12 protein-coding genes are annotated in these 14,211 nt (G+C 69.7%); 5 read left to right on the forward strand and 7 right to left on the reverse strand.

Going from position 1 to position 14,211, the window contains the following annotated elements:
- Nucleotides 1-59: 59 nt before the first annotated feature.
- Nucleotides 60-1,112 (reverse strand): PA containing protein, encoded by a 1,053-nt coding sequence (locus FCN18_RS36825; protein WP_112277058.1) that lies wholly within the window; start codon nucleotides 1,110-1,112, stop codon nucleotides 60-62.
- Nucleotides 1,113-1,307: 195 nt separating this feature from the next.
- Here FCN18_RS36825 and FCN18_RS36830 point away from each other — a divergent pair, with 195 nt between their 5' ends.
- Complete coding sequence (locus FCN18_RS36830) at nucleotides 1,308-2,399, forward strand: adenosine deaminase (RefSeq protein WP_137097331.1); 1,092 nt, start codon at nucleotides 1,308-1,310, stop codon at nucleotides 2,397-2,399.
- A 95-nt stretch (nucleotides 2,400-2,494) separates the two neighbouring features.
- Entirely contained in the window at nucleotides 2,495-3,682 is a 1,188-nt protein-coding gene (locus FCN18_RS36835; protein WP_137097332.1) for an MFS transporter, read from the forward strand.
- Nucleotides 3,683-3,758: 76 nt separating this feature from the next.
- Here FCN18_RS36835 and FCN18_RS36840 read toward each other — a convergent pair whose 3' ends face one another.
- A complete protein-coding gene (locus FCN18_RS36840) occupies nucleotides 3,759-5,027 on the reverse strand; it encodes a primosomal protein (RefSeq protein WP_112277064.1) in 1,269 nt (422 codons plus the stop codon).
- A 209-nt stretch (nucleotides 5,028-5,236) separates the two neighbouring features.
- Between FCN18_RS36840 and FCN18_RS36845 the strand changes: the two genes are divergently transcribed.
- On the forward strand, nucleotides 5,237-7,756 hold the full coding sequence (locus FCN18_RS36845) for a DEAD/DEAH box helicase (RefSeq protein ID WP_137097333.1): 2,520 nt from the start codon (nucleotides 5,237-5,239) through the stop codon (nucleotides 7,754-7,756).
- A gap of 411 nt (nucleotides 7,757-8,167) precedes the next feature.
- On the opposite strand, the gene FCN18_RS36855 is transcribed toward FCN18_RS36845, so the two are convergent.
- From FCN18_RS36855 to FCN18_RS36870, 4 genes are read right to left on the reverse strand one after another with little or no spacing between them, the layout of a single operon-like run.
- A complete protein-coding gene (locus FCN18_RS36855; RefSeq protein WP_112277068.1) occupies nucleotides 8,168-9,037 on the reverse strand; it encodes an aldehyde dehydrogenase family protein in 870 nt (289 codons plus the stop codon).
- Complete coding sequence (locus tag FCN18_RS36860; protein ID WP_137097334.1) at nucleotides 9,030-10,463, reverse strand: aldehyde dehydrogenase family protein; 1,434 nt, start codon at nucleotides 10,461-10,463, stop codon at nucleotides 9,030-9,032. The genes FCN18_RS36855 and FCN18_RS36860 overlap by 8 nt, the downstream gene beginning before the upstream one ends.
- A 1-nt stretch (nucleotide 10,464) precedes the next feature.
- Nucleotides 10,465-11,418 (reverse strand): deoxyribose-phosphate aldolase, encoded by a 954-nt coding sequence (deoC, locus tag FCN18_RS36865; protein ID WP_112277072.1) that lies wholly within the window; start codon nucleotides 11,416-11,418, stop codon nucleotides 10,465-10,467.
- Nucleotides 11,419-11,459: 41 nt separating this feature from the next.
- Entirely contained in the window at nucleotides 11,460-12,125 is a 666-nt protein-coding gene (locus FCN18_RS36870) for a DUF1707 SHOCT-like domain-containing protein (RefSeq protein WP_137097335.1), read from the reverse strand.
- 79 nt (nucleotides 12,126-12,204) lie between these two features.
- Between FCN18_RS36870 and upp the strand changes: the two genes are divergently transcribed.
- Nucleotides 12,205-12,828, forward strand: a complete 624-nt coding sequence (upp, locus tag FCN18_RS36875) for a uracil phosphoribosyltransferase (protein ID WP_112277075.1) — start codon at nucleotides 12,205-12,207, stop codon at nucleotides 12,826-12,828.
- Here the strand turns inward: upp and FCN18_RS36880 are convergent.
- Entirely contained in the window at nucleotides 12,825-13,415 is a 591-nt protein-coding gene (locus FCN18_RS36880; protein ID WP_137097336.1) for a TetR/AcrR family transcriptional regulator, read from the reverse strand. The two genes, upp and FCN18_RS36880, sit on opposite strands and share 4 nt — an antisense overlap.
- A 93-nt stretch (nucleotides 13,416-13,508) precedes the next feature.
- On the opposite strand from FCN18_RS36880, the gene FCN18_RS36885 reads away from it, so the two are divergent.
- Complete coding sequence (locus FCN18_RS36885) at nucleotides 13,509-13,901, forward strand: MerR family transcriptional regulator (protein ID WP_112277079.1); 393 nt, start codon at nucleotides 13,509-13,511, stop codon at nucleotides 13,899-13,901.
- Nucleotides 13,902-14,211: the final 310 nt, after the last annotated feature.

Genomic DNA, 14,211 nt, shown 5'->3' on the forward strand with positions numbered 1-14,211 from the left:
GGGAGACGGGTGGGCGCAGGTAGGGTGGCCCTCACTGCAGCTGGGCTGGCCGGGAGGGCTCAGTCGTCGGAGTCGGCGTCCGAGCCGTTGGCCTTGGCCTTCGAGTCGGCGCCCTTCTGGGCCCGGCCGTTGCGACGGCGCGGCTGCCTCGGCGCGGGCGGCGCGACGGCCACGGTCTGCGGGGCCGGGCCGCCGCCGAGCATCAGCTCCGCGAACGTCGCCATGGCCTCGTCGAGCTGGCCGCCGATGCGGCGCTCCGACTCCTCGTTGCTCTTGCGCACCACGGAGCTGAAGTAGTCGTTGTCCGGCTGCTTCGACAGCGTGCCCTCGACCTTGGCGAGCCCGGACTTCACCGAGCCGTCGAGGTCGCCGAGCTGGGCCGTGAAGCCCTCCTCGACCTTGTCGAGCCTGCCGGCCAGCTCGTCGAGCCGGTTGGTGACGCGCTCGAGACGCTCGCCGAGGTTGTCCAGACGTTCGGAGGAGTCCACCATCTCGGCCGTCTCGGTGAGCGCCGAGCGCAGCGTGTCGGTGGTGCTGCCGATCCGCTCCTTGGTGTCGGAGTCGAGGCGCTCGACCCGCTCCTTGAGGCCCGACTCCAGCGTGTCGATGCGCTCGCGCACCGGGCCGCCGACGGAGGTGGGCATCGCGTCGAGCTTGTCGTCCTGCTTGTCGAGGTGGCCGCCCAGTTCGTCGAGCCTGCGGTGGATGTTCTCGAGCTTGTCCTCGAGCCCGTCCATGCGGCCGGCGACACCCTCGAAGCGGGCCGCGACCCCGTCGAGCCTGCCGTCCAGCTGGGCGAAGGGCTTCGCCAGCTTGTCGACGATGGACTCGACCGCCCGCGCGAGGTCGGCGAGCGCGTTGTCCTGAGCCTCGAGCCGGGTCATGGCCTCGTCGAGACGCTCGGCCAGCACGCTGACCTCGGTGCGGTCGGGCAGCTCGGACAGCCGCTTGCGCACCGCGCCCAGCGAGTCCACCGGCGCGAGCCGGGCGTAGATGTCGTCGAGCGCGTCGAAGATCTGCTGCTGCTCGCTCTCTCGGACCTCGGCCGCGCGCACCAACATGTTGCGCATCCGGTCGAAGGACGGGGCTGCGAGGTGGTTGTCAGTCGTCACTGCGGTTGTCCTTCATCGGCGGGGAAAAGATGGGACGTGGGCGGCAGCTTATCTACCGCGCAATTGCTCTGGGTAGCGCCCCCGTGAATTCGGCGACGACGTGCAACTGGATGGCCCGAATAACGAAATGGTCAACGGGGCTGAGGCTTAAGTCGAGCGTGAGAGTTTCCGTCCGACCAGCGGTACCGTCGCAGCATGTCGACGAGAACCGCCCTGACTGTGCAGGACCTGCGCGAGGCCCCGAAGGTGCTGCTCCACGACCACCTGGACGGCGGGTTGCGCCCGCGCACCGTCGTTGAACTGGCCGAATCCACCGGTTACGAAGGGCTTCCGACCACAGATGTCGCCGAGCTCGGCCGGTGGTTCCAGTCCGCGGCCAACTCCGGTTCGCTGGAGTCGTACCTGGAGACCTTCACGCACACGTGCGGCGTGCTGCAGACCGAGGACGCGCTGATCCGCGTCGCCGCCGAGTGCGTAGAGGACCTCGCGGACGACGGCGTGGTCTACGCGGAAGTCCGCTACGCGCCGGAGCTCTTCACCGAAGGCGGGCTCTCACTCGATCAGGTGATTAAGGCTGTTCAGGCCGGGTTCACGGAGGGTGAGCGGCGCGCGGAGGCCAAGGGCAAGCGGATCCGGACCGGCACGCTCCTGTGCGCGATGCGCCAGCACGCGAGGGCGGCGGGGATCGCCGAGCTCGCCGTGCGCTATCGCGACGCGGGGGTGGTGGGATTCGACATCGCGGGCCCCGAGGCCGGTTTTCCGCCGACCCGGAATCTCGACGCATTCGAATACATGCGCGTGAACAATGCGCATTTCACGATTCATGCGGGCGAGGCTTTCGGGCTCGCGTCGATTTGGGAGGCCATTCAGCATTGCGGTGCCGAACGGCTCGGGCACGGCGTCCGCATCGTCGACGACATCAAGACCTCGGCCGACGGCGAGGTCCAGCTCGGCAGGCTGGCCGCCTACGTCAGGGATCGCCGCATCCCGCTGGAGATCTGCCCTTCGTCCAATGTGCAGACCGGCGCGGCGGCCTCGATCGCCGAGCATCCCATCGGCCTGCTGGCAAAGCTGCGCTTCCGGGTCACCGTCAACACGGACAACCGGCTTATGAGCGGTTGCTCCGTGTCGTCGGAGTTCGCCGCGCTCTCCGAGGCCTTCGGCTTCGGCTGGGCCGACGTCCAGTGGTTCACGATCAACGCCATGAAATCGGCGTTCATTGATTTCGATCAACGGCTGGACTTGATCAATAACGTGATCAAACCGGGTTACGCCGCTCTGGTCTGAACTGCGGAGGGTGTCGCGGAAACCCTTGCGTTGTTTAGCCTTGCGAAGTAAAGTCCACTATGTAAGAGGTATTTCTCAGATAGTGGGACGGCGGTATGGCGGGCGTGGAGCAGCACACCATCGGCCGCAGACGCTGGCTCTTGCTGGGGCTCGGACATGCCGCCCAGACGGCGAGCTGTGCCTTCCTCTACGGCATCCCGTTCCTCGTCCCCGCGATGAGCGAGGCCGAGAACCTCACATTGGGTGAAGCGGGGGCGGTGGTGGCTGCGCCGAGTATCGGGCTGCTGCTGACCCTCATCGCGTGGGGCGCGGCCGCTGACCGCTACGGCGAGCGGCTGATCATGGCCTTGGGTCTCGGACTCTCCGGAGCGCTGCTGCTCGTCTCCGCGCTGGGCACGCACTCGCTCACCGTGCTCTTCGCCGTGTTCGTCGCGGCAGGCGCGTGCACGGCGTCGGTGAACGCCGCGAGCGGGCGGGTCGTGATGGGCTGGTTCGGCGCACACGAGCGTGGGATGGCCATGGGCATCCGGCAGACCGCCCAACCGCTCGGGGTCGGCGTCGCCGCGCTCGCCCTGCCGCCGCTGGCCGAACCCTTCGGGTTCCGGGTGGCGATGGTGTTCCCGGCCGCGTTCGCGCTCGTCGTCGCGCTGCTCGTGGCGCTGCTGGTCACCGACCCGCCTCGGCCACCGAAGGACCCGTCCGGCCCGGCGCACGCGTCGCCGTACCGCACGCCGACGCTGTGGCGCCTGCACGGAGCCAGCGCGCTGCTCGTGATTCCACAGTTCACGGTGTCGGCGTTCGCGCCGATCTACCTCGTCGCGATGCACGGCTGGAGCCCGCTCGCGGCGGGCTGGTTCCTCGCCGTCGTGCAGGCACTCGGCGCGCTCGGCAGGCTCGCCACCGGCTACTGGTCCGACCGCGTCGCCAGCAGGCTGCGCCCGATGCGGGTGCTCGCGGTCGTCAGCGCCGCGGTGATGCTCCTCGTGGCGCTGGGCGACGTAAGCTGGCCGTGGCTGGTGGTGCTGGCGATCGTGCTCGCCGGCGTGATCACGGTCAGTGACAACGGTCTCGGCTTCACGGCGTCGGCAGAGCTGGCCGGTCTCGCATGGGCGGGAAGGGCGATGGGCGCGCAGAACACGGCGCAGAACGTCGCCGCCGTGCTGACCCCGCCCTTGCTCGGCCTGGTCATCGGCGAGTCGAACTACGCGCTGGCGTTCGGCCTGGTCGCACTCTTCCCGGTCGCCGCCATCTGGCTCACCCCAGTGCGGGCCGAACCCCGCTGACACAAAGCGGCCCCCAAGGCCACCTTTGTTGCGTTGAGCGCAACAAAGGTGGCCTTGGGGGCCGGAATGCTCAGGCTCAGTTCAGGCGCAGGCGGTCCTCGAAGGACTCGACGAGGCCCCGCCACGCCTTCTGCTCGGCGTCGAACGGCGGGCTCGGCGCGAGGCGCGTCGGGTCCGGCCGCAGCACGAACGACACCAGCCAGCCAAGGCTCTCCGAGCTGGCCAGCGCCGTGGTCACACTGTCGTCGTCCGCCCAGTCGGCCGCGTCGGTGAGCAGCTCCACCGCCAGCTCCAGCTGCGTCGGGTCGATCGCGTCGAGCCCCTCGGCGATGTCGGCGTCCAGCCCGGTGAGCACGTAGGTGTTGTCGGGGTCGACCTCGATCTCCAGCTCGCCCGCCGTCGCCTTGGTCAGCACGTCGTCCCAAGTGGACACCTCGGCGAGGTCGGTGTCGGCGAGCTCCGCACCGTCGGCGAGCTTGCGCGCGAGCGCCTTCTCCGAGCCGAACACCTCGATCCGGCCGTCCGAGCCCAGGAAGATCGGCTCGTCGTCGAGGTAGCAGCGGAGCGTGAAGTACTCCCTCTCCGACAGCACGATCTTGATCGGGTCAATGCCGACCTCGCCCCAGAAGCCGACCGGCTCCTCGTCCTCGTCGTCGTCCGCCGCATCGGCGTCGGACTCGGAGTCCACCGTGTCCAGGTCGTCGTCCTCGGTGTCCACACCGGCCTCGGACTCGGCCGACTCCTCGTGGAAGGCCGCCAGCTCCTCGGCCGTCTGCTCCAGCGTCGCGGCGTCGACCGCCGGCACGGTGACCAGGTCGTCGATCGTGTCGAGGATGAGGTCCCACTTCTCAGAGACCGTCTCGGAAAGGTCGTTCCAGAGCCGGGCGCCCTCGCGGCCGGTGAACGGCAGCTGCCCCTGGTCCAGCAACGAGAAGCCCTCGCAGCCGTCGAGGATCTCGTGCACCTCGTCCAGCTCGCACACGTCGGCGAGCGAGCGCACGATGCCGACGATCTCGGCCAGTTCGGAAAGGGTCCAGGAGTCGGGTTCCTCCGCGACCATCTCCGGAACGCCGACCAGGTCGTAGGAGTGGTCGTCGTCGGGGATCAGCTCGGGGACGTTCAGCTCGGGCACGGCGTCCCACGCCGGGTGGTCGATGAGGTCGTGCTGCTCGGCGGTGCGGACGAACGCGGCCAGGTGTGCCGCGTCGGGGAACGCGTAGAGATCGTCCTCGTCACCGAGGAACGCCTCCCACTCCTCGCCGTCCTCTCGCCATCGTGGTGCCCACAGGGTCACCAGATCGCCTTGTGGCAGCCCGAGCTCGATCGGGATGATGTCCTGTGCCATTCCGCCCTCCGGAAACCACCTGTGCGCGTGCCGACCCGATGCAGTGCCGAACCGAACGCGATACGCGAAGCCTACGGGTTCCCGCCGCGCTCCGCGATCACCCCTCGCATCCGGTGACACCGTCTTACCGCACTGCCCGGGTACGCTCGTCAGGAGCGTGATACCCGCTGGCACCTGCGGTGGGTCACCAGGCACGATCTGAAACCACGATGACTGACTTCCTCACTGACCAGCTGCCCGGCGGCTCGGACCCCGACGCCCTCTTCGACGCGTTCTCCACCTGGACCTCCCAGCGTGGCCTCGAGCTGTACCCGGCACAAGAGGAAGCGCTGATCGAGGTGGTCTCGGGGGCCAACGTGATCCTGTCCACGCCGACGGGATCGGGAAAGAGCCTGGTGGCGGTGGGTGCGCACTTCACGGCGCTCGCGCAGGGCAAGCGCAGCTTCTACACGGCCCCCATCAAGGCGCTGGTCTCGGAGAAGTTCTTCTCGCTCATCGACATCTTCGGCGCGGACAACGTCGGCATGATGACCGGCGACTCCAACGTGAACCCCGACGCGCCCATCATCTGTTGCACGGCGGAAATCCTGGCGAACATCGCGTTGCGGCTCGGCGCCGAGGCCGGCGAGGACACAGTCGGGCAGGTCGTGGCCGACGAGTTCCACTACTACTCCGAGCCCGACCGGGGCTGGGCGTGGCAGGTGCCGCTGCTGGAGCTGCCGAAGGCACAGTTCGTGCTCATGTCGGCCACGCTCGGCGACGTCACGTTCTTCGAGAAGGACCTGACCCGGCGCACCGGCCGCTCGACGGCAGTGGTGACGTCGGCGCAGCGTCCGGTACCGCTGACGTTCCGTTACGCGCTTACGCCCATGCACGAGACGGTGTCCGAGCTGCTGCACTCCGGGCAGGCGCCGGTGTACGTCGTGCACTTCTCGCAGGCCGCCGCCGTCGAGCGCGCGCAGGCCTTGATGAGCATCAACGTCACCACGCGCGCGGAGAAGGACGCCATCGCGGAGGCGATCGGCGACTTCCGGTTCTCGGCGGGCTTCGGCAAGACGCTGTCGCGGCTGGTTCGCCACGGCATCGGCGTGCACCACGCCGGGATGCTGCCGAAGTACCGGCGCCTGGTCGAGCAGCTCGCGCAGGCCGGGCTGCTCAAGCTCATCTGCGGCACCGACACGCTCGGCGTGGGCATCAACGTGCCGATCCGGACGGTGGTGCTCTCCGCGCTGACGAAGTTCGACGGCGTGCGCCAGCGGCACCTCAAGGCCAGGGAGTTCCATCAGATCGCCGGCCGTGCGGGCCGGGCAGGCTACGACACCGACGGCTACGTGGTCGTGCAGGCGCCCGACCACGTCATCGAGAACGCCAAGGCGCTGGAGAAGGCGGGCGACGACCCCAAGAAGAAGCGCAAGATCGTGCGCAAGAAGGCGCCCGAGGGCTTCGTCAACTGGACCGAGAGCACCTTCGAGCGGCTCGTCGCCGCCGAGCCGGAACCGCTTACGTCGAGCTTCGCCGTCAGCCACTCGATGCTGCTCAACGTGATCTCGCGGCCCGGGAACGCCTTCGAGCACATGCGGCACCTGCTGGAGGACAACCACGAGGACCGGCCCGCGCAGCGCAAGCACATCCTGCGCGCGATCGCGATCTACAAGGCCCTGCTCGCGGCGGGCGTCGTGGAGCAGCTCGACGAGCCCGACGAGCAGGGCCGGATCGTGCGCCTGACCGTCGACCTGCAGTTCGACTTCGCGCTCAACCAGCCGTTGTCGCCGCTCGCGCTCGCCGCGATCGAGCTGCTGGACCCCGATTCGCCGGTCTACGCGCTCGACGTGGTGTCCATCGTGGAGTCCACGGTGGACAACCCGAAGCAGGTGCTGTCCCAGCAGCAGTTCAAGGCCCGCAACGAGGCCATCGCCGCCATGAAGGCCGAGGGCATCGAGTACGACGAGCGGATGGAGCTCCTGGAGGACGTCACCTACCCGCGGCCGCTGGAGGAGCTGTTGCGAGCGGCGTACTCGCGGTACCGGCAGGGGCATCCGTGGGTCGCCGACTACGAGCTGGAGCCGAAGTCGGTCGTGCGCGACATGTACGAGCGCGCGATGAACTTCGTGGAGTACATCGGGTTCTACGGCCTCGCCCGGTCGGAGGGCGTGCTGCTGCGCTACCTCGCCGACGCCTACGACGCGCTGCGCAGGACCGTGCCGGACGACGCCAAGACCGAGCCGCTGCAGGACCTCATCGAGTGGCTGGGCGAGCTGGTGCGCCAGGTCGACTCGAGCCTGCTCGACGAGTGGGAGGCGCTGCGGCATCCGGAGGAGGTCGGCGAGCGCCCGCATGGGGTGCCCGAGGGCCCGCCGCCGGTCACGCGCAACGAGCGGGCGTTTCGCGTGCTCGTGCGCAACGAGCTGTTCCGCAGGGTCGAGCTCGCCGCCAGGCGGGACTACGAGACGCTGGGCTCCCTCGACGCGGGTTCCGGCTGGGACGCCGACGCGTGGGAGGACGCCCTCGCCGACTACTTCGAGGAGTACGGAGAGATCGGCACCGGCCCCGACGCGCGCGGCCCGGCGCTGTTCATGATCGAGAAGGAGCCGGACGTGTGGCGCGTGCGGCAGATCCTCGACGACCCGTCGGGCGACCGCGACTGGGGCATCAGCGCCGAAGTGGACCTCGCCGCCTCCGACAAGACCGGCACCGCCGTACTCCGCATCACGAACGTCAACCAGCTCTAGCGCCCGCGAGTCCCCCGCTCCGGTCGGCGAGTCCCCCGCTCCGGTCGGCGAGTCCCCCGCTCCGGTCGGCGAGTTGCCCGCTCCGGTCGGCGAGTTGCCCGCTCGGGTCGGCGAGTTGCCCGCTCGGGTCGGCGAGTTGCCCGCTCGGGTCGGCGAGTTGCCCGCTCGGGTCGGCGAGTCCCCCGCTCCGGTCGGGGAGTTGCCCGCTGGGGCTCGGCGGCGGGCTGACGCCTCGGGCCTCGCAACGGGGAACTCGCGCGCGGGAGCGGGGGACTCGCGTGCGGGAGCAGGGAACTCGCGCGCGGCAACGGGGAACTCGCGCGCGGCAACGGGGAACTCGCGTGCGGGAGCGGGGGACTCGCGTGCGGGAGCGGGGGACTCGCGTGCGGGAGCGGGGGACTCGCGTGCGGGTCAGACGCCCATCGGGTGCCAGACCGTCTTCGGTTCCAGGTAACGCCGCAGGCGGGCGATGTCGGGGCGCTGGGTCCAGTCGGGCTCGTCCTCGGGAACGGCCAGCACGCGCTTGACGGTGCCCGCCGCTTCGCGGGCGATCTCCACGCGCCCAACGGGCCCCGCGCCGGTCGGGTCGATGGCGTTGACGTCTCCGTGCGACGCCAGCCACGGACCCAGCTCGCCGGCGCGCCCGGTCAGCACGTTCACGACGCCCGCTGGCACGTCGGACGTCGCGAGCACCTCCGACAGCGTGATCGCGGGCAGCGGCCGCTCCGCGCTGCTCACCACCACCGCCGTGCACCCGGTCGCCAGCACGGGAGCCACCACGCTCACCAGCCCGAGCAGCGACGACTCCTGCGGCGCCAGCACGCCGACCACGCCGGTCGGCTCCGGCACCGTGAACGAGAAGTACGGCCCCGCAACGGGGTTGGCCGCCCCGAGCACGGTCGCGATCTTGTCCGTCCAGCCCGCGTACCACACCCACCGGTCCACGGCTGCGTCCACAACGGACTGCGCCTTGCGCGAGGGGAGCCCCTCGGACGCGGCGACCTCGGCCACGAACTGCTCGCGCCGTCCCTCCATCATCTCCGCGACCCGGTACAGCACCTGGCCGCGGTTGTAGGCGGTCGCGCCGGACCAGCCGCCGAACGCCTTGCGCGCGGCGACCACGGCGTCGCGCACGTCCTTGCGGGAGGCGTGCGCGGCGTTGGCGAGGAACGTGCCCTTCGAGTCGGTCACGGGGTACGTGCGCCCCGACTCCGAGCGCGGGAACTTGCCGTCGACGTAGAGCTTGTACGTCTTGGCGACAGAAATCCTGTTGTCAGACATCGAGATAGCCCTCCAGCCCGGTCCGGCCGCCCTCGCGCCCGAAGCCCGACTCCTGGTACCCGCCGAACGGGGCGGTGGGATCGAACCGGTTGAACGTGTTGGCCCACACCACGCCCGCGCGCAGCCGGTTCGCCATCCACAGGATCCGCGACCCCTTCTCGGTCCAGATCCCGGCCGACAGCCCGTACGGCGTGTTGTTGGCCTTGGCGACGGCCTCGGCGGGCGTGCGGAACGTCAGCACCGACAGCACCGGGCCGAAGATCTCCTCGCGCGCGATGCGCATCGACTGCTCGACGTTCGAGAACACCGTTGGCGCGAAGAAGAAACCCCGCTCGGGCAGCGGGCACGGGCTCGTCCACCGCTCGGCGCCCTCGGCGACGCCCGACTCGGTCAGCTCGCGGATCTTCGTGAGCTGCTCGGCGGAGTTGATCGCCCCGATGTCGGTGTTCTTGTCCAGCGGATCGCCGAGGCGCAATGTCGAGACGCGGTACCGAAGCTTCTCCAGCAGCTCGTCCACGACGGACTCCTGGGCGAGCAGCCGAGAACCTGCGCAGCACACGTGTCCCTGGTTGTAGAAGATGCCGTTGACGATGCCCTCGACGGCCTGGTCGAGCGGGGCGTCGTCGAACACGACGTTGGCCGCCTTGCCCCCGAGCTCCAGGGTGAGCCGCTTGGGCGTGCCCGCCACCGACCGCTGGATGAGCTTGCCGACGTCGGTCGACCCGGTGAACGCGATCTTGTCGATCCCGGCGTGGTTCACGAGCTCGGCGCCGATGTCGCCCGCGCCCGGCACGATGTTCACCACGCCCGGCGGAAGGTCGGCCTGCTGGCAGATCTCGGCGAACACCAGCGCGGTCAGCGGCGTGGTCTCCGCCGGCTTGAGCACGACCGTGTTGCCGGTCGCCAGCGCCGGGGCGATCTTCCACGCGAGCATGAGCAGCGGGAAGTTCCACGGGATGATCTGGCCTGCGACGCCCAGCGGCTGCGGATCCGGCCCGAAGCCCGCGTACTCGAGCTTGTCGGCCCACCCCGCGTGGTAGAAGAAGTGCGCGGCCGCGGTGGGCACGTCGGCGTCGCGGGACTCCTTGATGGGCTTGCCGTTGTCGAGAGTCTCCAGCACCGCGAGCTCGCGCGAGCGCTCCTGGATCAGCCTGGCGATGCGGAAGAGGTACTTGGCGCGTTCGGTTCCCGGCATCCTGCGCCACGTCTTGTCATAGGCCTTGCGCGCGGCCTTCACCGCGGCGTCCACGTCGGACGCCGAAGCGGTGCCGACCTCGGCCAGCACCTCCTCGGTGGCCGGGTTGACGCTCTTGAGCGGCTCTCCGGAGCCGTCGACGAACTCGCCGCCGATGAACGGCCGGTAGCTGGGCTTGAGGTTGGCGATCTCGCGCGACTCGGGCGCGGGGGCGTACTCCCACGTGCTCATGTCAGTCCACCGTCACGTAGTCGGGGCCGCTGTAGTGGCCGTCCAGCTGGGTGCGGCGCTGCAGCAGCAGGTCGTTGAGCAGGCTGGACGCGCCGAACCGGAACAGCGATGGCGTGAGCCAGTCGGGCCCGGCCACCTCGTGCACCGCGACGAGGTAACGGATCGCGTCCTTGGTGGTCCGGATGCCGCCTGCCGGCTTCACGCCACGCAGCTCCCCGGTCGCGGTGTACCAGTCGCGCACCGCCTGCAGCATCACGTGCGTCACCGGCAACGTCGCGGCGGGGGAGACCTTGCCGGTGGACGTCTTGATGAAGTCACCGCCCGCGAGCAGCGCGAGCCACGACGCCCGCCGCACGTTGTCGTAGGTGGCGAGCTCGCCGGTCTCGAGGATGACCTTGAGGTGGGCGTCACCGCACGCGGCCTTGACGGCCTGGATCTCGTCGAACACCCGCCCGTAGCGGCCCTCCAGGAACGCACCCCGGTCGATCACCATGTCGACCTCGGTGGCGCCGGAGCGCACGGCCAGCGCGACGTCGGCGAGCTTGACCTCCCGGCTGGACCGGCCCGAGGGGAACGCCGTCGCCACGCTCGCGACGCCGATGTCCGTGCCGGCCAGCGACTCGACCGCGGTGGCGACGAGGTCGGGGTACACGCACACGGCCGCGACCCGCGGGGTGTCCGGCCGCTCGGGGTCGGGGCGGCGGGCCTTGGCGGCCAGCGCGCGCACCTTCCCGTGCGTGTCCGCGCCCTCGAGCGTCGTCAGGTCGACCATCGAGATGGCCGTGTCGATCGCCTGGAGCTTGGCACCCTTCTTGATGCTGCGCGTGCCGAGGCTCGCGGCCCGCTGTTCGACGCCGACCTGGTCGACACCGGGCAGGCCGTGGAGGAACCGGCGCAGGCTCCGCTCGTCGCTCGTGGCGTCGGAGAGCTCGGCCGGCAAGGTGGGTGTTGCCATGCGCACGAGCGTAGCCGGACGCCCGTGCGCGGGTGGCGTTCTTACCGCTCGACCTGCTTGCGCTTCGGATCGCGGGGGACCCGGCGCACTTCGACGGCGCCCCAGAAGGCGAGGCCGTTGATCTTCACCGTCGGCGCGTCGGGTGGTACGGAGTCCTCTGGTGCCGCGCCCTTCTTGTCGGTGCTCTCGAAGGCGCCCATGAGGCCGAAGCCGGTGACCTCGACGTGGATGTCGTCGGGCACCGTGATCTCCACGGCCCCCATGATCGCCACGGCGGTGATCGTCGAGTGCCGCTCGGCGAAGCGGGCCTTGCGCAGGTCGATTTCGGTGCCGCCCCAGAACGCGAAGCTGTTGTGCTGCGGCGGCACCACCCAGTTGCCCTTGCGGCTGACCCCGGACATGATCGCGATCGACGTGGTCGAGCCCGCTTTGCCACCGATCCGCGTCTCGGGGAGGCGGGCCTGTGAGACGGCGGGCAGGTGCGCGGCGGCCTGCGGGATCGCCACCACGCCGGGCAGGTCCTCGACCACGGGTTCGAGATCGCCGAGCGTCTTGGCCGCGTACACCGCGCCGAGCCGTTCCTCGAGCTCGGCCATCGTGATCCGGCCCTCGCCCATCGCGGTGTGCAGCAGCTGCGCCACCCGCTCCCGGTCGGCGTCCGACGCGCGCAGCTGTTTCGGATCGCGAGCCCCAGGCTGTTCAGTCACGGGTACACCCTAGCGAGCGGACTTGAGTTCCGGGTCGTCATCGGCTACGGGAGCGCCGGGACTGATTAGGGTGTCGACCATGGATGTCCTCGTCGTCGAACACCCGCTGGCGCGGGCACGCCTGTCCACCATGCGCGACGCCCGTACCGACAGCGCGGCGTTCCGAGCGGCGCTGCACGAGCTCACCGTGATGCTGGTCTACGAGGCCACGCGCGAGGCTCCGCTGGTCACCGAGCGTATCCACACGCCGGTCGCGCGCACCGACGCCTACCGGCTGGCGAACCCGCCTCTGCTGGTACCGGTGCTGAGGGCGGGGCTCGGCATGGCCGACCAGGCGCACAAGCTGATCCCGGACGCGCAGATGGGCTTCGTCGGGCTCGCCCGCGACGAGGAGACCCTGCAGCCGACGCCTTACATGGTGTCGCTGCCGGAGTCGCTGGCCGACCGGCCGGTGTTCGTGCTCGACCCGATGCTGGCGACGGGGGGCTCGATGGAGTACACGATCCGCCTGCTCACCGGACGCGGCGCCGCCGACGTCACCGCGGTGTGCGCGTTGGCCGCCCCCGAGGGCCTCAAGCACCTGGAGGACTCCGGCCTGCCGGTGCGGGTGGTGACGGCGAGCGTCGACGAGCGGCTCAACGACTCGGGTTTCATCGTCCCCGGCCTCGGCGACGCCGGTGATCGCCAGTACGGCGCCGTCTAGCGACGCCAGCCGTTGGCGTTGGCCCTGATGGAGCGCTCGTAGGCGCGACAGAAGTCGATCTCGCGGGGGAGCGTCTCGTTCAGTTCGAGCGAGACGAGCCCGTGGGCGCAGGCCCAGCAGCTCACGGCGATCACCTCGGTGGGCACGTCGGCGAACGCACCGGCGGCGATCCCGTGGGCGACGACGTCCCACAGCGGCTGCAACGCGCTCATCGCGAGCTTGCTCGCCTGCTCGTCGGGCTCGAAGCCGGGCACCGCGCTGGTGAACATGACCGCGTAGAGGCGCCGGTGGGCCAGCGCGCTGTCGCGGTAGGCCAGGCCGAGCCGCACGACGTCCTCCACCGCGTCGCCGGAGCGCGGCACCGACCGCAGCCGCTCGTCGAACCGCTGGAACCCCTCCGAGTAGAGGGCGTTGACCAGGCCGGGCTTGCTGCCGAAGAGGGAGTAGACGGCCGTCGTCGACGTCTGCACGTCCGCCGCGAGCCTGCGCAGGCTCAGTGCCCTGGCCCCCTCCGCGGCGAGCAGCTCGCTCGCACGGTCGAGCAGGCGGACCCGCAATGCCTCGTCGTGCGTCTTCGGGCGTGGCATGGCGAGCACCCTATCGGGACGCTGTTACGAAACGGGTGAACGCCGCGTTCCCGAGTTGACCTGGAGCGCGCTCCAGGTCGTACCGTCGCTGGTATGAGCTACTCGATAGCGGAAGCCGCGCGACGTAGCGGGTTGTCGATCGACACTCTTCGGTACTACGAGCGCATCGACCTCCTCGAACCGCCCGCGAGGGACGCGGCGGGCAGGCGCGCCTACTCGGACGAGGACCTCGCCTGGCTGACGTTCCTCACCAGGCTGCGCACCACGGGCATGCCGATCCGCCGGATGCGCGAGTACGCGAAGCTGCGCAGGCGCGGGCTGGCGAGCGCGGGCAGGCGCAAGGCCATCCTGGTCGAGCAGCGCGGTGCCGTCGCGGAGCGGATCGCCGAGCTTCAGGCGTGCCTCGAGGTTCTCGACTACAAGATCGACAACTACGACCGGATCGAGAAGGGCGACGCCGCCCTCACGCGGGAGGCGAGTGCCTGACCGGGCTGTGGGGCGCCTGAGCTGCGGTTTCGCTGTTGAGGGACCCCCCTGTTCAGGGGTCGATCAAGGGCATGTAATCTTTTCTTCGTCGCCAGGGAGACCGGGCCGAAAGAACCGAAAAGGCTCTGAGGCAAGGGTTACCAGGCAGGGGATGCTTCCCCGGCTGGAGTTCTGCTCCCTAACTTCGGATCGGAAGATTTGAGTTAGGAAGGCTTGCGCTCCGGCTAGACCAACTGAACGACAACATCGTGTTGTTTGAGAACTCAACAGTGTGTTTGTGAGCTTGTAGTCTTTGATAGTTTTGCCCCTT

The sequence above is a fragment of the Prauserella endophytica genome (genome assembly GCF_005146945.1).
In the GTDB taxonomy this organism is placed as follows: Bacteria; Actinomycetota; Actinomycetes; order Mycobacteriales; family Pseudonocardiaceae; genus Prauserella_A; species Prauserella_A endophytica.

Excerpts from the sequence above, each read along its gene's own strand:
- FCN18_RS36845 (WP_137097333.1), top strand. The coding sequence starts at position 5,237 with ATGACTGACTTCCTCACTGACCAGCTGCCCGGCGGCTCGGACCCCGAC.
- deoC (WP_112277072.1), bottom strand. The coding sequence starts at position 11,418 with ATGGCAACACCCACCTTGCCGGCCGAGCTCTCCGACGCCACGAGCGAC.
- FCN18_RS36855 (WP_112277068.1), bottom strand. The coding sequence starts at position 9,037 with ATGTCTGACAACAGGATTTCTGTCGCCAAGACGTACAAGCTCTACGTC.
- FCN18_RS36835 (WP_137097332.1), top strand. The coding sequence starts at position 2,495 with ATGGCGGGCGTGGAGCAGCACACCATCGGCCGCAGACGCTGGCTCTTG.
- FCN18_RS36860 (WP_137097334.1), bottom strand. The coding sequence starts at position 10,463 with ATGAGCACGTGGGAGTACGCCCCCGCGCCCGAGTCGCGCGAGATCGCC.
- FCN18_RS36840 (WP_112277064.1), bottom strand. The coding sequence starts at position 5,027 with ATGGCACAGGACATCATCCCGATCGAGCTCGGGCTGCCACAAGGCGAT.
- FCN18_RS36830 (WP_137097331.1), top strand. The coding sequence starts at position 1,308 with ATGTCGACGAGAACCGCCCTGACTGTGCAGGACCTGCGCGAGGCCCCG.
- FCN18_RS36885 (WP_112277079.1), top strand. The coding sequence starts at position 13,509 with ATGAGCTACTCGATAGCGGAAGCCGCGCGACGTAGCGGGTTGTCGATC.
- FCN18_RS36880 (WP_137097336.1), bottom strand. The coding sequence starts at position 13,415 with ATGCCACGCCCGAAGACGCACGACGAGGCATTGCGGGTCCGCCTGCTC.
- upp (WP_112277075.1), top strand. The coding sequence starts at position 12,205 with ATGGATGTCCTCGTCGTCGAACACCCGCTGGCGCGGGCACGCCTGTCC.